The sequence below is a fragment of the Novosphingobium resinovorum genome (assembly GCF_027922145.1).
In the GTDB taxonomy this organism is placed as follows: Bacteria; Pseudomonadota; Alphaproteobacteria; order Sphingomonadales; family Sphingomonadaceae; genus Novosphingobium; species Novosphingobium resinovorum.
Map to the genome: position 1 here is coordinate 35,314 of NZ_BSFC01000003.1, position 20,413 is coordinate 55,726.

At 66.3% G+C, this 20,413-nt stretch carries 21 protein-coding genes; 12 read left to right on the forward strand and 9 right to left on the reverse strand.

The window, feature by feature from the left end:
- Positions 1-98: 98 nt before the first annotated feature.
- Genes PKE80_RS01645 through glmS form a run of 3 tightly spaced genes read left to right on the forward strand, consistent with a single transcriptional unit; the run spans position 99 to position 2,665 of the window.
- The gene (locus PKE80_RS01645; RefSeq protein ID WP_271181005.1) at positions 99-458 is read left to right on the forward strand and encodes a ribbon-helix-helix domain-containing protein; all 360 of its coding nucleotides are present in this window, start codon (positions 99-101) and stop codon (positions 456-458) included.
- On the forward strand, positions 455-823 hold the full coding sequence (locus tag PKE80_RS01650; RefSeq protein ID WP_069707660.1) for a type II toxin-antitoxin system VapC family toxin: 369 nt from the start codon (positions 455-457) through the stop codon (positions 821-823). Before PKE80_RS01645 ends, PKE80_RS01650 begins: the two co-directional genes overlap by 4 nt.
- An 18-nt stretch (positions 824-841) precedes the next feature.
- Positions 842-2,665 carry a glutamine--fructose-6-phosphate transaminase (isomerizing) gene (glmS, locus tag PKE80_RS01655; RefSeq protein WP_036522793.1) on the forward strand — a complete coding sequence of 608 codons (1,824 nt, stop codon included), beginning with the start codon at positions 842-844 and terminating at the stop codon, positions 2,663-2,665.
- Between the two features lie 39 nt (positions 2,666-2,704).
- On the opposite strand, the gene PKE80_RS01660 is transcribed toward glmS, so the two are convergent.
- Positions 2,705-3,508, reverse strand: coding sequence for an SDR family NAD(P)-dependent oxidoreductase (locus tag PKE80_RS01660; protein ID WP_271181006.1), 804 nt, complete (start codon positions 3,506-3,508; stop codon positions 2,705-2,707).
- Positions 3,509-3,729: 221 nt separating this feature from the next.
- Between PKE80_RS01660 and PKE80_RS01665 the strand changes: the two genes are divergently transcribed.
- Entirely contained in the window at positions 3,730-4,515 is a 786-nt protein-coding gene (locus PKE80_RS01665) for an SDR family NAD(P)-dependent oxidoreductase (RefSeq protein ID WP_271181007.1), read from the forward strand.
- Between the two features lie 129 nt (positions 4,516-4,644).
- On the opposite strand, the gene PKE80_RS01670 is transcribed toward PKE80_RS01665, so the two are convergent.
- The 3 genes from PKE80_RS01670 to PKE80_RS01680 are packed head-to-tail and all read right to left on the reverse strand — an operon-like array spanning position 4,645 to position 7,719.
- Positions 4,645-5,886, reverse strand: a complete 1,242-nt coding sequence (locus PKE80_RS01670) for an MBL fold metallo-hydrolase (protein ID WP_271181008.1) — start codon at positions 5,884-5,886, stop codon at positions 4,645-4,647.
- 1 nt (position 5,887) lies between these two features.
- Positions 5,888-6,898, reverse strand: a complete 1,011-nt coding sequence (locus tag PKE80_RS01675; protein WP_271181009.1) for a zinc-dependent alcohol dehydrogenase — start codon at positions 6,896-6,898, stop codon at positions 5,888-5,890.
- A 29-nt stretch (positions 6,899-6,927) separates the two neighbouring features.
- Positions 6,928-7,719 (reverse strand): SDR family NAD(P)-dependent oxidoreductase, encoded by a 792-nt coding sequence (locus tag PKE80_RS01680; RefSeq protein WP_008831673.1) that lies wholly within the window; start codon positions 7,717-7,719, stop codon positions 6,928-6,930.
- Between the two features lie 160 nt (positions 7,720-7,879).
- Here PKE80_RS01680 and PKE80_RS01685 point away from each other — a divergent pair, with 160 nt between their 5' ends.
- The 3 genes from PKE80_RS01685 to PKE80_RS01695 all read left to right on the forward strand — a co-directional run bounded on the left by PKE80_RS01685 (position 7,880) and on the right by PKE80_RS01695 (position 10,560).
- The gene (locus tag PKE80_RS01685) at positions 7,880-8,773 is read left to right on the forward strand and encodes a helix-turn-helix transcriptional regulator (protein WP_271181010.1); all 894 of its coding nucleotides are present in this window, start codon (positions 7,880-7,882) and stop codon (positions 8,771-8,773) included.
- Positions 8,774-8,852: 79 nt separating this feature from the next.
- Positions 8,853-10,082: a sulfotransferase family protein gene (locus tag PKE80_RS01690; RefSeq protein ID WP_271181011.1), complete on the forward strand. Its 1,230-nt coding sequence runs from the start codon at positions 8,853-8,855 to the stop codon at positions 10,080-10,082.
- A gap of 1 nt (position 10,083) precedes the next feature.
- Complete coding sequence (locus tag PKE80_RS01695) at positions 10,084-10,560, forward strand: VOC family protein (protein ID WP_271181012.1); 477 nt, start codon at positions 10,084-10,086, stop codon at positions 10,558-10,560.
- Between the two features lie 99 nt (positions 10,561-10,659).
- Here the strand turns inward: PKE80_RS01695 and cofH are convergent, their stop codons facing one another.
- Genes cofH through cofE form a run of 3 tightly spaced genes read right to left on the reverse strand, consistent with a single transcriptional unit; the run spans position 10,660 to position 14,725 of the window.
- A complete protein-coding gene (gene cofH, locus PKE80_RS01700; RefSeq protein WP_271181013.1) occupies positions 10,660-12,978 on the reverse strand; it encodes a 5-amino-6-(D-ribitylamino)uracil--L-tyrosine 4-hydroxyphenyl transferase CofH in 2,319 nt (772 codons plus the stop codon).
- Between the two features lie 2 nt (positions 12,979-12,980).
- Positions 12,981-13,946 carry a 2-phospho-L-lactate transferase gene (gene cofD, locus PKE80_RS01705; protein ID WP_271181014.1) on the reverse strand — a complete coding sequence of 322 codons (966 nt, stop codon included), beginning with the start codon at positions 13,944-13,946 and terminating at the stop codon, positions 12,981-12,983.
- On the reverse strand, positions 13,943-14,725 hold the full coding sequence (gene cofE, locus PKE80_RS01710; RefSeq protein WP_271181015.1) for a coenzyme F420-0:L-glutamate ligase: 783 nt from the start codon (positions 14,723-14,725) through the stop codon (positions 13,943-13,945). Before cofE ends, cofD begins: the two co-directional genes overlap by 4 nt.
- Before the next feature lie 82 nt (positions 14,726-14,807).
- Between cofE and npdG the strand changes: the two genes are divergently transcribed.
- From npdG to PKE80_RS01730, 4 genes are all read left to right on the forward strand, one after another.
- On the forward strand, positions 14,808-15,458 hold the full coding sequence (npdG, locus tag PKE80_RS01715) for an NADPH-dependent F420 reductase (protein ID WP_271181016.1): 651 nt from the start codon (positions 14,808-14,810) through the stop codon (positions 15,456-15,458).
- On the forward strand, positions 15,455-16,033 hold the full coding sequence (cofC, locus tag PKE80_RS01720; protein ID WP_271181017.1) for a 2-phospho-L-lactate guanylyltransferase: 579 nt from the start codon (positions 15,455-15,457) through the stop codon (positions 16,031-16,033). Before npdG ends, cofC begins: the two co-directional genes overlap by 4 nt.
- Before the next feature lie 38 nt (positions 16,034-16,071).
- Complete coding sequence (locus tag PKE80_RS01725; protein WP_069707648.1) at positions 16,072-16,929, forward strand: SDR family NAD(P)-dependent oxidoreductase; 858 nt, start codon at positions 16,072-16,074, stop codon at positions 16,927-16,929.
- Between the two features lie 119 nt (positions 16,930-17,048).
- Entirely contained in the window at positions 17,049-17,969 is a 921-nt protein-coding gene (locus PKE80_RS01730; RefSeq protein ID WP_271181018.1) for a TIGR03619 family F420-dependent LLM class oxidoreductase, read from the forward strand.
- Positions 17,970-18,077: 108 nt separating this feature from the next.
- On the opposite strand, the gene thiE is transcribed toward PKE80_RS01730, so the two are convergent.
- The gene (gene thiE, locus PKE80_RS01735; protein ID WP_271181019.1) at positions 18,078-18,725 is read right to left on the reverse strand and encodes a thiamine phosphate synthase; all 648 of its coding nucleotides are present in this window, start codon (positions 18,723-18,725) and stop codon (positions 18,078-18,080) included.
- A gap of 95 nt (positions 18,726-18,820) precedes the next feature.
- On the opposite strand from thiE, the gene PKE80_RS01740 reads away from it, so the two are divergent.
- Positions 18,821-19,390 (forward strand): hypothetical protein, encoded by a 570-nt coding sequence (locus tag PKE80_RS01740; RefSeq protein ID WP_036522773.1) that lies wholly within the window; start codon positions 18,821-18,823, stop codon positions 19,388-19,390.
- A gap of 59 nt (positions 19,391-19,449) precedes the next feature.
- Here PKE80_RS01740 and PKE80_RS01745 read toward each other — a convergent pair whose 3' ends face one another.
- Positions 19,450-20,361 carry a fructose bisphosphate aldolase gene (locus PKE80_RS01745; RefSeq protein ID WP_271181020.1) on the reverse strand — a complete coding sequence of 304 codons (912 nt, stop codon included), beginning with the start codon at positions 20,359-20,361 and terminating at the stop codon, positions 19,450-19,452.
- Positions 20,362-20,413 lie beyond the last annotated feature (52 nt).

A 20,413-nucleotide genomic window follows, 5' to 3' on the forward strand; every position in this document is an offset into this window, starting at 1 on the left:
CAGGACAGCGCCCGGTCATCGGCGATCCGGCATTGTCCTGCCATGGCTCACGATACATCCGCCTTGCCGATGATATCACGATATGATATCGCGATATCATGACGCGCATTCTCGCAGACTTGCCCGACGAGGACATCCGCTGGCTCGACGCCCGCGCCGCCGAACTCGGCCAGTCGCGCGCCTCGGTCCTGCGCGAGGCGGTATCGACCTACAAGGCCCAGGCGCAGCCGGCGAGCGGCAAGGACTGGCTGGATCAGGCTTTCGGCATCTGGAAGAACCGCCAGGACATCGGCGATCCAATAGATTGGCAACGCCGCGAGCGCGCTTCGTGGACCCGGCCGTGGGATGACGACTACGAAGAGGTGAAGGCCGAATTTCCGGACCTTTTCGACGAGCAGGATGACCGCGAACGCGCGCATTATCTCGCCCAATCCGGCGGGAAGCCGTCTGCAAAATGAGCGGTTATTCGTTCGACAGCAATATCCTGATCGATGCGCTGAACGGTTTTCCGCCCGCCCACGCCGAGATCGCACGTGTTGATCGGCCCTGCATAAGCAGGCTGGTCTGGACTGAGGTTCTTTCCAAGGAAGGCGGCGCAACTCTCAGGAACATAGAGATATTCCTGTCCGGCTTCCTGATCGAGGAAGTGGATGCGGAGATCGCTCGCCATGCCGCAGCGCTGCGACGGGAGCGACCGAAACTGAAATTGCCCGACGCGATCATCCTGGCCTCTGCGCAAGTGCGCCAGCGCATTCTGGTTACACGAAATACCAAGGATTTTCCGGCAAGCATGCCGGGCATCCGCGTCCCCTACTCTCTCTAGACCAAGGCACTTAATCTCATGTGTGGCATCATCGGCATCGTCGGCAAGGAAGACGTGGCGGACCGGCTGGTCGACGGCCTGCGCCGGATGGAATATCGCGGCTACGACAGCGCTGGCGTCTGTACGTTGTTTGACGGCCAGCTCGTGCGCCGCCGCGCCGAGGGCAAGTTGATGAACCTCGTCAAGGAACTGGCGCGTGATCCGGCGCCGGGCCTGACCGGCATCGCCCATACCCGCTGGGCCACCCACGGCGCGCCGACCGCCGCCAATGCCCACCCGCACGCGACCGCCGAACTGGCGCTCGTCCACAACGGCATCATCGAGAACTTCAAACCTTTACGCGAAGCCCTCGAATCGCGCGGGCGCACCTTCGAGAGCCAGACCGACACCGAAGTCGTCGCGCATCTGGTGTCCGAGCAGGTCGAAGCGGGCGTATCGCCGGAAGACGCCGTCAAGGCGGTCCTGCCGCAGTTGCGCGGCGCCTTCGCGCTCGCAATCGCCTTCCGCCGCTTCCCGGACATGCTGATCGGTGCCCGCCTCGGTTCGCCGCTGGTCGTCGGCTACGGGGACGGCGAGACGTACCTCGGTTCGGACGCTCTGGCCCTCGCCCCGCTGACTCAGAAGATCACATACCTCGAAGAAGGCGACTGGGTCGTCATCACCCGTGAGGGCGCGACGATCTACGACGCCGACAACAATCCGGTGACGCGCGAGGTGGTCACCTCGGGCGCCTCGGCCGTGGCGATCGAGAAGGGCAATTTCCGCCACTTCATGCAGAAGGAGATCTTCGAGCAGCCCACCGTGGTCGCCCAGACGCTGCGCAGCTATCTGCGCCAGGTCGACCAGTCGGTAGCGCTGCCGCAGATCGATTTCGACCTCGGTTCGGTCAAGCGCATCACCATCGTTGCCTGCGGCACCAGCTTCTACGCAGGCATGGTCGCGAAGTACTGGATCGAGACTTTCGCCAGAGTGCCCGTCGATATCGACGTGGCCAGCGAGTTCCGTTACCGCGACCCGGTTCTGGAAGACGGCGGCCTCGCCCTGTTCATTTCGCAATCGGGCGAGACGGCCGACACCCTCGCCGCGCTCAAGCATTGCAAGGCGGCCGGGCAGACCATTGCCGTCGTCGTCAACGTGCCCACCAGCACGATGGCGCGCGAGGCGGACCTCCTGCTGCCGACCCACGCCGGTCCGGAGATCGGCGTCGCCTCGACCAAGGCCTTCACCTGCCAGCTTGCTGTTCTCGCCGCCCTCGCCGCGCATCTGGCGGTCAAGCGCGGGCGCATGGACCGCGCTGAGGAAGCGGAAGTCGTCCAGCACCTGCTCGCCACACCCGCCAGCCTCAACGCCGCGCTCGACCACGACGAGGAAATCGCCGCCATGGCGCACCTCATCGCGCCCGCACGCGACGTGCTCTACCTCGGACGCGGCCCGGACTACCCGCTGGCCCTCGAAGGTGCACTGAAACTCAAGGAAATCAGCTATATCCACGCCGAAGGTTATGCTTCGGGTGAAATGAAGCACGGCCCCATCGCGCTCATCGACGAAGCGGTGCCGGTGATCGTCCTCGCCCCTTCCGGCCCGCTGTTCGAGAAGACCGTCAGCAACATGCAGGAGGTGCGCGCACGCGGCGGCAAGGTCGTGCTGATCTCCGACGCGGAAGGCATCGCCGAGGCGGGCGAAGGCTGCATCGCGACCATCGAGATGCCGCGTGTCCACCCGTTGATCGCCCCACTGGTCTACGCGGTGCCGGTCCAACTCCTCGCCTATCACGTCGCCTGTGTGAAGGGCACCGACGTCGACCAGCCGCGCAACCTCGCCAAGAGTGTCACGGTCGAGTGAACGCGAAGGCGCGCGGTTGGCGAACCGCGCGCTCTTGCCTCACATCGAAGGCGCGTAACCGCCGTTGAGCGGATAGGTCTGTCCCGTGATCCACTCCGCCGCGTCGGAGCACAGGAACGTCACGAGCGCGGCGACGTCGTCGGACTTGCCGTAGCGGCGGATCGTGTAGCGGGCCATCTGCGCCCTGGCGTGATCGCCCTGCATGACTTCGGCGAGCTTCTCCGCAGGCATGTCCGGCATCAGCGAGGACAGCGAGACGGCGTTGCTGGTCACGTTGTAGCGCCCGAGTTCCTTGGCGATCGAGCGCACGAAACCCTGCGCCCCCGCCTTGGCCGAGGCATAGACCGCGAGCTTGGGCTCACCCACGCGGCCTGAATCCGAAACTATGGTGACGATGCGGCCCTTCTTCGCCGCCACCATGTTCGGAATGAACGCAAAGCAGGCATTGTAGACGCCGTAGAGGTTGGTGCGCAGATAGCGGTCCCAGGCCGAGGGCTCCTCCTCCCAGAAGTTGAGGGTCGGACGCAGCGAGCCTCCCGGCCCGGCCATCCCGGCATTGTTGACCAGGATCGTCGCGGCGCCGAGCTTGTCCCTGATCGCGGCATCAGCAGCGCGGATCGCGTCGAGATCGCCCACGTCGAAGGGCACCGCCAGCGCCGGCACGCCCATCGCGCGGATTTCCTCGGCTACGGCTTCGGCGCGCTCGGGCACGAAATCGTTCACTGCGATGCCACCCGCATTGTGGCGCGCCAGTTCCAGCGCGATCCCGCGTCCCGCGTTCTGCCCGGCGCCGGTGACCATCGCCACTTGTCCACCAAGGTCGAGTAGATCGTGTTCGCTCATTTCATCCCGCTCCCATGTTGCATGCGCATTAGATAGTATTTACTATCTTTATCTGCGAGTCCCTTGGCACTGCCCGTATCCGCCGATCATCCCGGCGATGCCCGCATGCCATCCGACCCGAGTGAATAAGGTGCGGCGGTGCTTGCCTAGAGCCGGAAGGCCGAAGCGTCCCGAATATCGCGGCGACGCTGGCGATACCGCCCGAGGGAGAGGAGAAAAGGATGTTCGAGGAATTCGACCTGACCGGCCGCGTGGCGCTGGTGACCGGCGGCGGCACCGGCATCGGCCGGGCCATCGTACTGCTGCTGGCCCGGCGCGGCGCGGACATTGCAGTGGCGGGTCGCAAGCGCGCGCCGCTCGACGCGGTGGTGGCGGAGATCGAAGCGCTCGGCCGCAAGGGTCTGGCGGTGGAGGCCGACGTGCGCGAACTGGCGCCCGTACAGGCCATGGTCGAGACGGCAGCAGTGCATTTCGGGCGGCTCGACATCCTCGTGAACAACGCGGGCGGCGCGCATGGCCACGTCGGCATCGCGAAGATGGACCCGGCCAAGTGGGACCGCGACATCGCACTCAACCTGAACTCGGCGATGTATGCCTCGCAGGCGGCCTTTCCGCATTTGCGCAAGGTGAAAGGCTGCATCGTCAACGTGTCCTCGGTCGCCGGGATGCACGGAACGCAGGGCGTGGCGGCCTATTCGGCGGCCAAGGCGGGCGTCCAGATGTTCACGCGCGTCGCGGCTGCCGAGTGGGGGCCAACAGGTGTGCGCGTCAACGCCGTCGCCCCCGGGATGACCGCGACCGAGAAGGCCCGCGCCGGGTGGGAGAAAACCGGCTTCGACGCGGACAACGCCGCGCATGTCTTCCCCTTGCGCCGCTACGGCCAGCCCGAGGACGTGGCGCAGCTCGTCGGCTTCCTCGTCAGCGATGCGGCAAGCTACATCACCGGCGAAGCCATCGCCGTCGCGGGCGGACCGGTTCTGGGCGGAATGGTCAGGATCGACGATTGAGGATGGGGTGTGCGGCGGGGGCGTCGACAGGCTGTGCCTGCCCCTTCGACAAGCTGAGGGTGAGCGGAGGTGGTGTAAACCTCTCAAATCCGCTCAGGCTGAGCTTGTCGAAGCCCCCGCCGGACGCCCTCAGAGTTTCGCTTCCATCTCCGCGATTTCAGCGCGCAGCCACATCGTTTCCGACAGATTGCGTCCGCCGCTCTCGGCCAGCAAGACTTCATGCGCGGCCTTGCGGACGGCGATGGCCTCGGCGTTGGTCGGTTCCGCGCCGAGGGCTATGTCGGTAAGGTGCACGGCTTCCAGCGCTGCGCCGCCGTCCAGCTTCTCCTGCGCCCGCCGGGCAAGGTTTGCCGCCCCGCCCGCCAGTTCGACAAGATCCGCATCGATGCTGCTGCGCGGCACGCCGTAGAGCGCGGTGGTGCCGTCCTCATAGTGCAGCCAGCCCGAATACTCGCGCCAGATCGACTTGACCGCCCAGCTCGCCTTGCCGTGAAATTCGCCGATCTCCAGCCCCTCGGGCCAAGCGAATTCACGCATCAGAGTGTGGACGTCCTTGCCCGCCTTCATGCCCTCCAGCGTATAGTCGCGCACGTGAGACACCGCAGCGTGCAGCTTGTCGAGGTCGGCGCGGATGCGATCCTTGCCGACGATCGCCTCGCCGTGGCCGGTGATCACGATCTCGGCGCCGAGATCGCGAATGGTCTCCAGCGACTTGAGGTAATTGCGCACCAGCCGCGGCTTGTCGCCGCGCAGGGTGTTGAGAAACGGCATCGACAGCCACACCGGACCGAAGACATTGCCGGTGAAGGCGATCTTCTCCTTCGGCAGCCAGACGGTGAGGCTGTCCACCGTCTCGCCCTCAGGCGTGGAGATCAGCTCGAAGGTGCGCCCGCCGAGTTCCAGCGTCAGGCGGCGATCGACGAGAATGTCCGGCACGACGTGCGGCGGCGGCTTGGGCGTGGAACCGCGCTTGAGCGTCGAGCCCCAGAGCTTGCGGCTTCTCGGCCCGAAGAAGGCCTGCAGGCCGTTCATGTCGGCCAAAGCCTCGTTGAAGCCGGGGCCGCCGATCACTTGCGTGCCGTCTTCGAGGAATTCCGGCAAGCCGCCGTAGTGGTCGGCATGGCTCTGCGTGAGGATCACGAAGGCGAGCGGCCCGGTCCGGTGCGGCGTCAGCAGGCGCTTGGTGCGCTCGGCATTGTCCATGAAGCCGGTGTTGACCATCACGTCACCCTCGGCGGTGGTGACGAGGTAGGCGTTGGAGATGTCGTTCGCCTGGAAGATGAAGTCGGTCACCCGGATCGCCTCGGCCTGCTCGTCGCCTGCGCGCACCAGTCCGGCCAGCTTGGGTCCTGCATCCTTTACGTCGCTCATTTCAGACCTCCTCGAAGCTGATCATGACCTTGGCGGACTGCGGGCTCGCCGCGATCTCAAGGCCCTTCATGACGTCGCGGAACGGCAGCTTGTGGCTGATCATCGCGGCGATCTTGTCCTTGAGGCGCGGCATGGCCGCGATCACCTCGGGCATTTCGGTGGGGTAGCCGACGGCGGTGGTGATGGTCATCTCGCTGGTCAGCATGCGGCCGGCCGGGAACTCCAGCGGCTTCATATAGGCGGCGGTGATGACGAGGCGCGCGTGGAACTTCGCCATCATGATCACTTGCGTCAGGATGTTCGGCGCCCCTGCCGCGTCTATGTACGCATCGGTGCCGACGCCCACGCGCCCATAGCTCGGTACTTCGCCATGAAGGCGCGCCAGTTCCGCGCGCAAGTCCACCTCGGCCGGGTTGAGCGCGGCCCGCACGCCGAGCGCGCGGGCGCGTTCCAGGCGCTCCTCGGAAAGGTCGAGCGCCACCACGTCGGTCACCCCGCGATCGATCAGCCACAGCAGCATGCCGAGCCCTATCGGCCCGCAGCCGAACACCACGACCTTGTCGCCGGGCTTCACCTCGGCCCGATTGACCCCGTGCATGGCGACGGCAAGCGGCTCGCACATGGCGGCGACATCGTAGTCGATGCCGTCGGGGATCGGCAGGATCGATTCGCCCAGCCGCGCCTCGCGCACCAGCAATTCCTGCGTGAAGGCCCCTTCCGGGCCGCCGGAGCCGATGTTGCCCGGCGTCATCATCGGGTTGACGACCACCGGATCACCGACCGCGATGCCCTCGACCCCCGCGCCGACCTCGATCACCTCGCCCGCGCCTTCGTGGCCCAGCGCCGTCAGCGTACCGGGCGTCGGAATGCCGCCGATCTTGATATACGAAAGGTCGGAGCCGCAGATGCCCACCGACTTCATCTTCACCACCACGTCGAGCGGCCCCGTCGCGGGACGTTCATAAGGGTCGAGCCTGACATCGCCCGAGCCGTGGATCCTGAGCAGTTCCATACGCCTCTCTCCTTGCCGGTCCGCCGCGTTTACGGCCGGACCATGTATCCGCCGTCGATGGTGATCGTCTCACCGGTCATGAAGCTGCTGGCGTCCGAGCACAGGTAGGCGCCGATGCCCTCGAAGTCGGCGGGAAAGCCGGTGCGCTTCATCGGTATCGTCGGGGCGAAGTGCTGCGCAACGGCATCGGCGCGTGCGCCCTCTCCCATCATCGGCGTGATGACGAGGCCCGGCGCCACCACGTTGGCGCGAATGCCGAGCGGGGCCAGTTCAATGGCAAGGCAGCGGATCGCCGCCGCCACCGCCGCCTTGGACGAGGCATATTCCATCTTCCCCGCAAGGCCCTGGAACAGCGAGAGCGAGCCGCAGGCGACAAGGCTTCCGCCCGATTCGTCCCCCGCCTCGACGCGCGCCTTCATCAGCCTCGCACCTTCGCGCAAGGTGAAGAAGGCGCCGTGCAGCGCGGTCTTCTGGAAGTCGTACCAGTGATCGGTCGGCATCTCGAAGACCGAGTTGTAGCGCGGCGAAGCCCCGGAATTCGCGAAGACGCAGTCCACCCGCCCGAAGTCGGCCATGACCGCCTCATAACCCTGGGCGATGTTCACCTCTTCCGAAACATCGACCTGATAGGCGACGACTTTCCCCGCACCGGCCGCTTCGAGTTCGGCCTTGGCCTTCGCGCTCTTCTCGGCGTTGCGCGCCCAGATCGCGAGGTCGCCGCCCATCTTCGCCACGCCCATCGCGAAGCCGAAGCCGATGCCGCCGTTACCGCCGGTCACCACCGTCACCTTGCCCGCGCAGTCGAACAGGCTTTTCGCCATCCTTGTCTTCCTCTGTCCCAAACCGTGCCATCATCGCGGCGTGTTCACCGGCGCGATGTTCCTCGCGAGAGGATTGCCCGGCAAGCGCGGCAGGCATAGAATTCGGGCCCTAACGTGGCGTCCGGGACACATTGCGGCCGACCTGCCGAAGATGACGCTGATGGAGATGAGGATGCCCGAGGCGCATCGTTCGAAGATGAGCATCGACGCGCAACTGGAAACGCGCGGCGTGATCGCGCAGATCGTGCGCTTCGACATTCCCGACCCGACAAACACCGTCCATGCGGTCGGCCGGGACTACCACGTCAACATGTGCCTCACCCCCCGTCCGCTGCAATCGCGCGGCGGCTATCGCAAGCGATGGGGACCGCACCGACTGGAACGGCTGGGCGACATCTTCGTGCTGCCGCCGGGCGAGGAACTCCACATCAAAGGCGGCACGGGGCGGCAGGCATCGCTGACCTGCACCATCGACGCGGGACTGGTCCACGACCTCGTCGGCCATCGCCTGACCTGGGACGATCCGCACCTTGCCGCCGCGCTCGACATCGGCAGTGCGCAGATCCGCGCGCTGCTGTTCCGCATCACCGCCGAAGTGCGCCACCCCGGGCTCGCCGCGCAGAGGATGCTGGACTTTCTCGGCGGCGAACTGGCGATCGAACTGGGCCGTCACTGCCTTGAAGTGGCCGAGCGTCCGATGACCGGCGGCCTGTCAGGCTGGCGGCTGCGGCTGATCGACGAGCGCCTTGCCGACGACCTTGCCGCGCCGTCGCTGGAGGAACTGGCGAAGCTGTGTGCGCTGTCGGTGCGCCAACTCACGCGAGGGTTTCGTGTCAGCCGCGCCTGCTCGATCGGCGACTACATCGAGCAGCGCCGCATGGAGGCCGCCAAGCGCCTGTTGATGGAGGGCGAGAGCGTGAAGACCATCGCTTTCACCATGGGGTTCTCCTCTCCCTCCAGCTTCACCTTCGCCTTCCGCCGCGCCGTGGGAGCCAGCCCCAGCACCTTCCGCCAGAGGCAGGGGCGCGTCCTCACCGAGCCTGTCGGGTCTTGACCCGAATTCGACAGAAGGTCTGGTTTTGACGGGTCATCCGCGTTGCCACGGCGGGGCATCGACAGGTTATCTCATGCCCATGAAAGGCCGAACGATCGGCCGCCGGGAAGGGGACAACCACACCATGGCCACCACCGCCACCACCACTGAGCACCATCTGGGCTATGCCCTCGTCGAGCAGGCGATGAAGGAAACCGGGATCGACAGCTTCGACAACGACAGCTGGCGCGAGGGCTTCGACGTCTTCACCCAGTCGTTCAACGAAGGCATCGCCAAGGGCTGGATGAGCGAAGGCGGCATCGCCCGCGCCCGGAACGACACGCTGCATTACCTACGCGGCCGCCTCAAGGTCTCGCAATACCTGCGCGAGAATCCGGAACTGCTGCAGCGCCCTGTAGAGCGCCCGGTCTTCGTCATGGGCGTGCCGCGCACCGGCACCACGCTGATGTCGAATCTCCTTGCCGCAGATCCCTCGCGTCGTTCGCCGCTGACCTGGGAGATCGACGATCCGGTGCCCCCGGTCACCTCGAACGCCCTGCTGACGACCGACCCGCGCGCGACCACCCGGCTCGCGCAGGAGAAGGCCGCGCTCGAAGCCAACCCCGCCATGGGCAAGTATTATCGCGGCTCGGCGGTCTACCCCAACGAATGCGTGTTCTTCATGGCGCACGATTTCAAGACGCTGATGATCGAGTCCAAGGGCAAGCTGCCGCTCTACAAGGACTTCATCTTCTCGTGCGACATGACCAGCGCCTACGAGTACCACAAGAAGTTCCTGCAGGTTCTGCAGCAGCACACCACCGGCGTCTGGAACGTCAAGAAGCCCAGCCACTCGCTGTGGCTGGAGACGATCTTCAAGGTCTATCCCGACGCCCGCGTGATCTGGACCCACCGCGATCCCTTCACCGCGACGGGGTCGCTGTGCTCGGTGATCTCGCTCAGCCATCAGGCGCACATGGGCCGGATCGATGCGGAGTGGCTGGCCGAGGACTACCCCTGGCAGGCGGCCGAGCACGCCAACCGCATCATGGATTTCCGCGACAAGTACGGCGAGGACAAGATCATCGACGTCCACTACGCCGACATCGTCGAGGACCCGGTCGCCGCAACGAAGAAGGTCTACGCGGCGCTGGGCGACGAATGGACCGCCGAGGCCGAGGCCGGAGTCCAGAAGTGGGTGGACGACAACCCGCAGGACAAGTTCGGCCGCCACGAATACAAGCTGGCGCAATACGGGCTGAGCAAGGAGGCGCTGGAGCCGCTGTTCGAGCGCTACCTGTCACGCTACGACGTCGCGCGGGAGGGCTGAGATGCTCGAAGGGCTGCACTACCAGAACGCCTATGTCTGTGACGACATTGAAGCAGGGATCGACCTGTTCCGAGGGCGCGGGCTGGAAAAGGAACCGACGATCATCCCGGTCGACCAGACCGTGCTGACGCCATCGGGGCCGAAGCGCCAGAAAAGCCGCATCTGCTTCATCTGGATCGACGACCTGCAATATGAACTGATCGAGAGCGAGATCGACGAGGTCGGCATCTTTGCCAACTGCCTGTCGAATGGCGGCCCCTTGCGCTTCCATCACATCTGCTTCCGGGTGCCCGACTGGGCCGACTTCCGCTCGCGGGTGAACGCGCAGGAATTCCCGATCGCGATGGAGCGCGACTTGTCGGGCGAGCCGGAGGGCGGACTGAAATTCCTGTACCTCGATGCGCGCAAGGTCTTCGGGCACTACATCGAATATACCTGGATGCCCGAGCCGATGTGGCAGCATATCCGGGCGATGTGAGAACCGGGCTGGCGTTTTAACGCCGGGGCTTCGACAAGCTCAGCCTGAGCGGGATTGGAGGTTTACACTAAACCCGCTCACCCTGAGCTTGTCGAAGGGTCAGGCCATCACTCCCACATCTCCATAAAGCGTCGTCCTCTGCCGCAGCTTGCGTCCGACGCTCTCCGCCGCCGCGCGCATGTCGGAAACCTCAGCCAGTTGCCCGTGCGAGGCTCCGGCCGCGCGGCTGATGCTCTCGTCCATCAGCACTCCGCCAAGGTCGTTGGCGCCTGCCGCCAGCACCGCCGCCGCCCCGTCCATGCCCAGCTTGACCCATGAGACCTGTATCGAATCGATCGCCCCGTGCAGCGCCAACCGGGCGACCGCATGCATCATCACTGCCTCACGCCAGGTCGGCCCCTTGCGACACTGGCCCTTGCGGTAGAACGGCGCCTCCATGTGGACGAGCGGCAGCGGCACGAACTCGGTGATACCGCCGGTGTCGAGTTGCAGATTGCGCAAAGCCAGCAAATGCCGCGCCCAGTGCAGCGGGCTTTCGAGGTGTCCGAACATGATCGTCGATGTGGTCGGCAGCCCCACCCGATGCGCCGAACCGACCACATCGAGCCATTCGGCGGTCGTCAGCTTGTCCGGGCAGATCTTCTCGCGAATATCGTCGCACAGGATTTCCGCCGCCGTACCGGGGAGCGAACCCAGCCCCGCATCGCGCAGCATGGACAGATAATCCGAGACCGGCATCCCCAGCGTGCGGGCACCCTGGCTGACCTCCAGCGGCGAGAAGGCATGGACGTGCAGGTCCGGGCACGCATCTTTCACCGCGCGCAGGATCGAGAGGTAGGTCTCGCCAGTGTAGCGCGGGTGGATGCCGCCCTGCAGGCAAACTTCGGTCGCCCCGCGCGCCACCGCCTCACGGGCGCGGCCGGCGATCTCCTCGAGGTCGAGGTCGTAGGGCTTGTCACGATAGCCCGCCTTGCTGCTGGTCTTCGAAAAGGCGCAGAACGAACAGGCATGCGTGCAGATGTTAGTGTAGTTGATGTTGCGGTTGACGACGTACGTGACGACGTCGCCGCGCACCTCGGCCCGCAAGGCGTCCGCCGCCTCCACCACCGCCTGCGCAGCACTGCCCCGAGCCGCGAACAGCGCGGCGATCTCTTCCTCGCCGAGCGCAAAGCCGCTTGCCGCGCGATCGAGTATCCGGTGCAGCCGCGCCGCCACCGGGCCGTCGTGCCGCATGCCAAGCGGCGCGTGCACTGTCCCCGGCGCGCGGTCCGTGATGCCGGGACTCCAGCGGCTGTCGCGCCCCAGTCCATCGGCATCGGCAAGTCGCAGGACTGCAGATCGGATCGCCGGATCGAGCCAGCCTTCCGCCTCAACGAAGCGCGGATAGATCGTCAGCCGCTCTACCAGCGGCAGCCCGGCCCGGGCGCAGACCGCCTCAAGCCGCGCGATTTCGGGCCAGGGCGCCTCGGGGTTCACGTGATCGAGCGTCACCGGGGAGATGCCCCCCCAGTCGTCGATGCCTGCGTCGATCAGTTCGACGAGGCGCTCATCATTGAGGTTCGGCGGTGCCTGCACCGACACTTTGTCCGGCAGCACGATCCGCGCGGCGGCGATGGTGCGCAGGAAGTCCGCTTCGCTCGCCTCGATAGCGCCGGACATCTTCGTGCCGGGCTTCGGGCAGAAATTCTGGACGATGACTTCCTGCAGGTGCCCATGCTCTTCGTACAGATCGCGCAGGGCGATCAGCGCCTCGATCCGCTCGCGCGGGGTCTCGCCGATGCCGATGAGGACGCCGCTCGTGGTCGGCACCCGCGCCCGCCCTGCCGCCGCCAGCGACGCGAGACGAACCGCGGGGACCTTGTCCGGCGATCCATGATGGCACATGCCCTTGTCGAGCAGGCGCTCGGACGTACTCTCCAGCATCAGCCCGACCGATGCCGCGACCGGGCGCAGCATCCGCCAGTCGGCCTCCTCCAGAACCCCGGCATTGATATGCGGAAGCAGGCCCGTCTCTTCCAGAACCCGCTGCGCACAGTGGCGCACGTAGTCGATGGTGCGCGTGAAGCCGCGCTCCTCCAGCCACTCGCGCGCGGCTGAATAACGCCGCTCAGGCGCGTCGCCGAGCGTGAACAGCGCTTCCTTGCAGCCCGCCGCGAGCCCGGCCCGCGCGATGTCCAGCACCTCTTCCTCGGTCAGATAAGGGGCATGCAGCCGGGAGGGCGTCGTCGCGAAGGTGCAGTAGTGGCATACGTCGGCGCAGAGCCGGGTCAGCGGGATGAAGACCTTGCGCGAATAGGTCATCCGTGCCGGTGTCAGCGCTCCGAAGCGGGTGTCGCGCCGCATCCGTGCCTCGGCGAGAACATCGTCCAGTGGCGCGGTGAGGAGACGGGTTATCAGTGCTTCGTCGTCGCGTGCCATGGTCATCCTGTTTCGATACCGGCTGCGATCAGTGCTTCGCGCGCAAGCCTCTCCCGGTCACCGGCGTGGCACATGACTGTTGGGCAAACGGTGACCGAAAGGCCCCTCTCCCGCAAGCCCCCCGCATCGGCGGCATCGGCCTCGTCGATCACCAGATGGTCGAGAAGATCGCCCCGGTGATTGGAGTAGTGATCGGCGATCGAGACGTTGGAAACGGGCCTGCCCAGTTCTCCCAACAACTTGCCGAGCGGTCCCTTGATCGACGCGCCGCCGACCAGCGGCGATACCGCCACCACAGGAACTCGCCGCCGCACTAGTGCCTCGCGCACACCTTCGAGACTGAGGATCGGATCGACGCTGAGGTACGGATTCGAGGGGCAAATGACGATGGCGGCAAGGTCGTCGCGGGCCAGTGCCTCGGCGAATGCGGGCGATGGCGCAGCACCGGGAACGCCGTCGAACCGCACGCCGGTGGCCACCGGCCGGCACTGCTCGGCGACGAAATAGCGCTGGAAGTCCAGCCACCCCTGCGCAGTGCCGACTTGGGTGCGCACGGGGGCATCGCTCATGGGAACTATCGCGTGCGCGATACCGAGTTCGCGCGTCAGCCGCGTGGTCACCTGCGACAAGGTATCGCCGGCGCGCAGCCGCCAGGACCGGGCGATGTGCATCCCCATGTCGCGATCGCCGAGGTTGAACCAGTCCGCCTCGCCCAGCGCGCGCAGCATGGCCATGGCCTGCCATGTCTCGTCCTTCACGCCCCAGCCGCGCACCGTGTCGTTGAGCCCCGCGAGTGCGTAAGTTACCGAATCGATGTCCGGGCAGATCGTCAGGCCAAGGTGCTCGAAGTCGTCCCCCGTATTGACCACGATGGTGAGGTCTTTCGGCGCGAGCACTGCCGCCAGCCCCGCCGCCAGCTTAGCCCCGCCGACACCGCCGCTGAGAGCGAGTACGTGCTTGCCCGTCATCGAAACATGTCCTGTTCCACTGGACGCAGGCCGCTCACCGCACCCGGTCCGTCATCCTCGCAGGTCCAGCGGCCTGCGCCCCGCACGATGGCGACCGGCGTGCCTTCGTCCCCCTCGCCCATGACCAACGTCGCCATAGCTGCGATCGAGTCCGCCACGGCAATCACCGTTGCCTGCAGCGTACGGCCGTAGAGATCGACGCCGCGCCCTCGGCGGTCCTCCAGCACGGCAAGCCCCGCGCAGCCGATCGCGGTGCCCACCGTGCCAATGCGCCATGCGCGGCCCATGGAGTCGGCGATCACCACCGCCACCCGCACGCCGCTGGCCTCGGCCAGTTCCGCGCGCAGGCGCCGCGCAGACGCATCTGGCTCGCACGGCCAGAGCAGCACCGTGCCCGCATCTCCACCGGAGACATTGCTGGCGTCGATCCCGGCATTGGCAAGCACATGGCCGGTGCGATGCCGGGCGATGATCGCGGCCGGATGCGGACGCATGATCTCGGCGCTCTCGTCCAGGATCGCCTGCGCCATGGCAGGATCGCGCCCGGTCCGCTCCGCTAGAGCCCGCGCCTCCTCTCCCGGCGTCAGCGCCGCAAGGTCGATTGAACGCCCTTCGATCTTGGAGACGATCTTCTGCGCAACCACGCAGATATCGCCATCGCGTAAGCCGTCACCCTGGGCCACGAGCGCGGTGCAAATCGCTTGCGCAATAGACTGCCCCGCGGCGAACATGGGCAATCCGGCAAGCGGTCGTACTGTAAGTTCTCGAAGAGCGTTCATCCTGTTCTCCCGAACGACACCTTAGGTCCGCCCCCGACAACGACAATCCAAGGGCGCGAAACTTCGCGGGAGAGATACAAGCATGGCAAGCATCGCAGTCATCGGCGGCACGGGAGCCCTCGGCAAAGGTATTGCGCGCAGGCTCGTCGCGGCCGGTCACGCGGTGACGATCGGCTCCCGCTCCGCCGAAAAAGCGCAAGCAACCGCCGAGGAGCTGGGCGCGGCGGGCCATGCCGCCAACGCCGATGCGGCGGAAGGCAAAGACGTGGTGATCGTGACGGTGCCGCACGGCTCACAGGGCGATACCCTTGCGCAGATCCGCGACCGGATAGGAGATGCGGTGGTCGTGGATACGACCGTTCCGCTCGTTCCGCCCAAGGTCATGCGCGTGCAGCTTCCCGTCGAGGGCAGCGCCGCCGCGCAGGCCCGGGCGCATCTTGGCCCCGAGGCACGGCTGGTGACGGCGTTCCACAACGTCTCGGCGCATCACCTCGATTCCGACCATGCGATCGACTGCGACGTGCTGGTCTTTTCCGACGACGTCGCCGCGCGCCAGACGGTGGTGGACTTGTGCCCCGGCATGGGCCTGCGCGGCCTTTCGGGCGGAGCGCTCGCCAACTCGGCGGCGGCGGAAGCGCTGACCTCGATCCTCATCTACATGAACAAGACCTACAAGGCCGACGGCGCGGGTATCCGCTTCACCAATCTGGCCGAAGCGCCCGCGATCCCATGACCGTCTGGGCGCTCATCCCGGTCAAGGCACGAGGACGCGGCAAGACCCGCCTCGCCCCCGCGCTGCCCCCTCATGAGCGTGACAGGCTGGTCGAAGCGATGCTGTCGCGCGTGATCGAGGCGGCAGCGGGCGCGGTGGACCGTACGATCCTGCTGGGACCACCACGCGGCGCGTTGCCCTTCATCTTCGACGATGGTGACGGACTCAACGCGGCGCTGGAAAACGCGCTGGCAATCCTGTCGCGAGGTGCTCCGCCCGATCGACTGATCGTCGTCGCGGGAGACCTGCCGCGCCTTGATGCACAGGACCTGCGCCAGCTTGCCGCCCTGCCCGCCTGCACCCTCGGCATCGCCACCGATCGCCACGGCACCGGCACCAATGCGCTCTCGCTACCCTTGCCCAAAGCGGCAGACTTTCGCTTCCAGTACGGCACCGGCAGTGCCGAACTTCACCGCGCGGCTGCGGAAACGCTCGGTCTGAACGCCGTGACGATCACCACGCCGGGTCTCGCAAATGATATAGACGAGCCCGCCGACCTGGCCGATGCTGCACACCTGTTCGCTTTGACGAACTGACCAGAGGCCGCACACGGCCCCGTAAAGCGGAGAGGCGAGTGCAGGCAAGCGACATCGACCTGACCGGGCAAGTGGCCTTCGTGACTGGCGGCGGCGGCGGCATCGGCCGCTCGATCGCGCTGTGCATGGCCGACATGGGCGCCGACGTGGCGATCATAGAGGCGATCCCGGAACGCTGCGCGCAAGTCACCGCGATGATCGAGGCGCGTGGCCGCAAGGCGCTGTGCATCCCCGGCAACGTCATGGACGTCGAGGCCCTGCAAGGCGCGATCGCGCGCACGGCGGACACTTTCGGACGGCTCGACGTGCTGGTGAACAACGCGGGCGGCGTGACCCGACGCGGATTCCTCGACCTCACTGAGAAGAACTGGCGTCGGCACATCGACCTCAACCTTGTCAGCAATCTCGCCGCGACACAGGCGGCGGTGCCGGTGATGATCGCAGGCGGGCGCGGCGGCGCGATCGTCAACGTCACCAGTATCGAGGCGAGCCGGGCTGCGCCGGGCTATGCCGTCTATGCCGCGTGCAAGGCAGGGATCAACAACCTCACCCGCACTCTCGCGCTCGAATTCGCCGAGCACGGCATCCGCGTGAACACCATCGCGCCCGACTACACGGTGACGCCCGGCACGCGCGGCCAGTTCACCGGCCCGGTGGACGAGGCGGCGTGGTTCCAGCCCAGCCCCGCGCAAGTCGAAAGCGCCCGCAAGCGCATTCCTGCGGGCCGCCCCGGGATCGACGAGGAATGCGGCCGCGTGGCGGTGTTCCTCGCCTCCCCGATGGCCAGCTACGTGACCGGCACCGTGATCCCGGTAGACGGAGGCTCGTGGGCCTCGGGCGGATGGGCGCGCGACCGTAACGAGGTCTGGATTCTGCCGCCTGAAGTCACCGAGTAAACCATGCCCACTTTCATCGTCATTGCGAGCGCAGCGAAGCAATCCAGCGATGCGCAAACCGCCCTGGGTTGCTTCGCTCCGCTCGCAATGACGAACCCGGTTCATGAAACGAGAGAGCGATGACCTTCACCCTCAGCACCAGCCTGCCCTTCGACCACATCGACAAGCCGCAGGAATGGGGCACCATGGAAGCGCTGCACCAGATCGCGAAGGCGGTCGAGGCTGCGGGCTTTTACGCGGGCACCGTCACTGACCATCCGGTGCCCTCTTCGCGCTGGCTCGACAATGGCGGGCATTATGCGCAGGACCCCTTCGTCATGCTTTCGATGCTGGGCGCCGCCACGACCACGCTGCGGCTGCAGACCAACATCCTGGTCCTGCCCTATCGCAACCCGTTCATCACCGCGCGCGCCGTATCGAGCCTCGACCACTTTACCGGCGGGCGCGTGATCCTCGGCCTTGGCGCGGGGTACATGAAGGCGGAGTACAAGGCGCTGGGCGTCGATTTCGACAGTCGCAACGATATCATGGACGAATACATGAAGGCCATGAAGCTCGCCTGGACCGGCGAGGACTTCACCTTCGAGGGCAATGGCTTCACCGCGCTCGGCAACCGTGTGCTGCCGACCCCGGCGCAAACCCCGCATCCGCCGCTGCTGGTGGGCGGCAATTCCAAGCGCGCGCTGCGCCGGGCGGTGGAACTGGGCGATGCCTGGCACCCGTTCTTCGTGCCCAAGGCGGTGACCGATACCGCCCGCACCGCCAATCTCGAAGGCGACGAGGACATCCTGGAAGCCATCGCCTACATGGCCACGCATTGCGAGAAAGTCGGCCGCGAGACTCCGCCCAAGGTCATCGCATCCTCGACTTATTCGGTGAAAGGGGGCTGGAACGCGCAGGAAGCGCTGGACCATTTCGCCAACCTCAAGTCGCTCGGCGTCGATGGTTCCGGCGCGACGATCTACACCGAGACGCGAGCCGAGTATCTGGAACAGGCCCAGAAGTTCGGGGAAGAGGTGATCGCGAAGATCGATTTCTGACGCTCTGGCCGCGCCAAGGCCCACCCCGCTGCGACTAGCTTCGCCTAAGGCTCAGCAAGTCTCGCTCCCCTCCCGCTTGCGGGAGGGGTTGGGGGTGGGTTCAGGCGCTCAGCCCTGCACCGCCGCCAGTGCTTCGTGAAACGCGCGGACCGCCGCTTCCTCGTCGCCGTTCCAGACTGCGCCCGAAACCGCAAGGAAGTCCGCGCCCGCCCGCACGAGGTCACCGCAGTTTTCCGGAGTAATCCCACCGATGGCGACGCACGGAATCTCGAAGATCGACTGCCACCATTCCAACAGGTCGAGACCAGCGATATGCTTGGTCACCTTCGTCGTGGTGGGGAAGAACGCACCGAACGCCACGTAGTCGGCGCCGTTCTCGCCCGCTTCCATGGCGAGGTGACGGCTGGCATTACAGGTCACGCCAATCTGCGCATCGCGGCCGAGCGCCTGACGTGCCTCCTCGACGCTGCCGTCCTCCTGCCCGAGATGCACGCCGTCCGCGCCGAGGCGCTTGGCAAGGCCGATCGAGTCGTTGACGATGAACGCGACCTCGCGGTCCGCGCAGATCTTCTGCAGCGGCTCGGCCAGACGCGCAGCCTCATGCTGGTCCACGTCCTTGACGCGGAACTGGAAGGCCGCGACTTCGCCTGCGTCGAGCGCGCGGGCCAGACGGTCGGGGAAGGCCCCGCCGGCGTCGAGCGACGAGATCAGATAGAGCTGCGTGGATGCGCGCGGAATGTCGGCTTCGTCTTTCATGCGGGTGCTCTAGCCGCGCCGCGCCTCAACGCCAAGCGTTCCGAACACGCGGCGTTCGGGAACCGTTCAGGCGCCCGGGTGTTGCATCGCGCGCCATGAGGATACCGATAGCGCTCGCCCTGACCGGAGCCGCCCTTGCCGGCTGCACCGTCATACCCCCGGCCGATCCGGCCCGGATGCAACCATATCCACCCGCCTATCCGCAGGCGAGCGCTCCTCCGCCTCCCGCAGCGCCGCCGCCGTCAGCCCCTCCGGCCGCGAGCTATCCCGGCCCGGCAGTTACGCCGCCCTATACTCCCGCCCAGAGCTATCCCCCGCCGTCGGAACTGCCGGTCGCGACTCCCGAGCCCTCGCTGACTTACGCCGCGCTCGGCCAGACGGTAACCGTAGGCGGCCCGCGCATCACCCCGCTGGCGGTGCTGGAGGACAGCCGGTGCCCGATGAATGCGCGCTGCGTCTGGGGCGGGCAGGTCCGTCTGCGCGTACGCATCGACAGCGGGCGCGGCGGCGAGGTGGAAGTGACCTCGGGCAAGCCGGTGACGGTCGCCGACGGCACGCTCGAACTCGTCGAGGTCCAGCCGGACAAGGTCGCGGGCGGTGACAACCACGGCACCGTCGCGCAGTCGGCCTATCGCTTCGGCTTCCGCTTCATGGGCGGCTACTGAGCCCACGAAAAAGGCGGCGCCCTTTCGAGCGCCGCCTCTTCCTGTCCGGTCCCGAAGGATCAGGCTGCCGCGGCAGCCTCGGCCTTCTGCGTCGAACCGAGGTAGATCGCGTCGATCGCCTCGCCCAGCGCCGCGTCGAATTCCGCGTCGCTCATCTGCGAACGCAGGTCCGAAAGCAGCGCGCGGCTGAAGCTGGCGATGATGCCCTTGTTCTTCGCCAGTTCGACGCAGGCGTCGGCGCGCGAGTAACCGCCCGACAGGGCTACCACGCGCAGCACCTTGGGGTGATCGATCAGCGGATCGAACGTGCCCGGCACGATCGGCAGCGAGAGCTTGAGCATGACCTGCTGGCCCTCGGGCAGCGCGTCGAGGTTCTCGAGGATCGCGTCGAGGAGCAGCTTGTCACATTCGGCGCGGGTCTCGCTCTTGATGTTCACTTCGGGCTCGATAATCGGCATCATGCCGTGCGAGAGCACCTGTGCGCCGATCTCGAACTGCTGCTTGACGACGGCTGCGATGCCCTCGGCATTGGCCGAGTTGATGACCGAGCGCTCCTTGGTGCCGTAGACGCCCAGCGCCTTCGAGCGCGCAAGCAGCTCGTCCAGCGTCGGCATCGGCTTCATCATCTGAACGCCGTTGGCCTCATCCTCCAGGCCCTTGTCGATCTTGATGAAGGGGACCACGCCCTTGGCGATCAGCGCCTGCGGGGTCGGCACGCCCTCGACGGTGCCGTCCATGGTGCGCTCGAACAGGATCGCGCCGATGACCTTCTCCCCCGAGAACACCGACGACGAAATGATGCGCGCGCGCATCTCGTGGATGAGACCGAACATCTCCTCCTCGGTCGACCAGGCATCCTCCTCGATACCGTAGCCCTTGAGCGCCTTGGGCGTCGAACCGCCGCTCTGGTCGAGTGCGGCGATAAAGCCGTCACCGTCGGCCATCTTGGCCGTCATTTCCGAATACTGCATGGTTTCTCCTCCTGAGTTGTTCGGCAACTTGAAATAAAGCCTACGCTGCGCT

Excerpts from the sequence above, each read along its gene's own strand:
- PKE80_RS01650 (WP_069707660.1), top strand. The coding sequence starts at position 455 with ATGAGCGGTTATTCGTTCGACAGCAATATCCTGATCGATGCGCTGAAC.
- PKE80_RS01675 (WP_271181009.1), bottom strand. The coding sequence starts at position 6,898 with ATGGAACTGCTCAGGATCCACGGCTCGGGCGATGTCAGGCTCGACCCT.
- glmS (WP_036522793.1), top strand. The coding sequence starts at position 842 with ATGTGTGGCATCATCGGCATCGTCGGCAAGGAAGACGTGGCGGACCGG.
- PKE80_RS01740 (WP_036522773.1), top strand. The coding sequence starts at position 18,821 with ATGAGGATACCGATAGCGCTCGCCCTGACCGGAGCCGCCCTTGCCGGC.
- PKE80_RS01670 (WP_271181008.1), bottom strand. The coding sequence starts at position 5,886 with ATGAGCGACGTAAAGGATGCAGGACCCAAGCTGGCCGGACTGGTGCGC.
- PKE80_RS01730 (WP_271181018.1), top strand. The coding sequence starts at position 17,049 with ATGACCTTCACCCTCAGCACCAGCCTGCCCTTCGACCACATCGACAAG.
- PKE80_RS01680 (WP_008831673.1), bottom strand. The coding sequence starts at position 7,719 with ATGGCGAAAAGCCTGTTCGACTGCGCGGGCAAGGTGACGGTGGTGACC.
- cofE (WP_271181015.1), bottom strand. The coding sequence starts at position 14,725 with ATGAACGCTCTTCGAGAACTTACAGTACGACCGCTTGCCGGATTGCCC.
- cofD (WP_271181014.1), bottom strand. The coding sequence starts at position 13,946 with ATGACGGGCAAGCACGTACTCGCTCTCAGCGGCGGTGTCGGCGGGGCT.
- cofC (WP_271181017.1), top strand. The coding sequence starts at position 15,455 with ATGACCGTCTGGGCGCTCATCCCGGTCAAGGCACGAGGACGCGGCAAG.
- thiE (WP_271181019.1), bottom strand. The coding sequence starts at position 18,725 with ATGAAAGACGAAGCCGACATTCCGCGCGCATCCACGCAGCTCTATCTG.
- PKE80_RS01665 (WP_271181007.1), top strand. The coding sequence starts at position 3,730 with ATGTTCGAGGAATTCGACCTGACCGGCCGCGTGGCGCTGGTGACCGGC.
- PKE80_RS01660 (WP_271181006.1), bottom strand. The coding sequence starts at position 3,508 with ATGAGCGAACACGATCTACTCGACCTTGGTGGACAAGTGGCGATGGTC.
- PKE80_RS01745 (WP_271181020.1), bottom strand. The coding sequence starts at position 20,361 with ATGCAGTATTCGGAAATGACGGCCAAGATGGCCGACGGTGACGGCTTT.
- npdG (WP_271181016.1), top strand. The coding sequence starts at position 14,808 with ATGGCAAGCATCGCAGTCATCGGCGGCACGGGAGCCCTCGGCAAAGGT.
- cofH (WP_271181013.1), bottom strand. The coding sequence starts at position 12,978 with ATGGCACGCGACGACGAAGCACTGATAACCCGTCTCCTCACCGCGCCA.
- PKE80_RS01695 (WP_271181012.1), top strand. The coding sequence starts at position 10,084 with ATGCTCGAAGGGCTGCACTACCAGAACGCCTATGTCTGTGACGACATT.
- PKE80_RS01645 (WP_271181005.1), top strand. The coding sequence starts at position 99 with ATGACGCGCATTCTCGCAGACTTGCCCGACGAGGACATCCGCTGGCTC.
- PKE80_RS01690 (WP_271181011.1), top strand. The coding sequence starts at position 8,853 with ATGAAAGGCCGAACGATCGGCCGCCGGGAAGGGGACAACCACACCATG.
- PKE80_RS01685 (WP_271181010.1), top strand. The coding sequence starts at position 7,880 with ATGGAGATGAGGATGCCCGAGGCGCATCGTTCGAAGATGAGCATCGAC.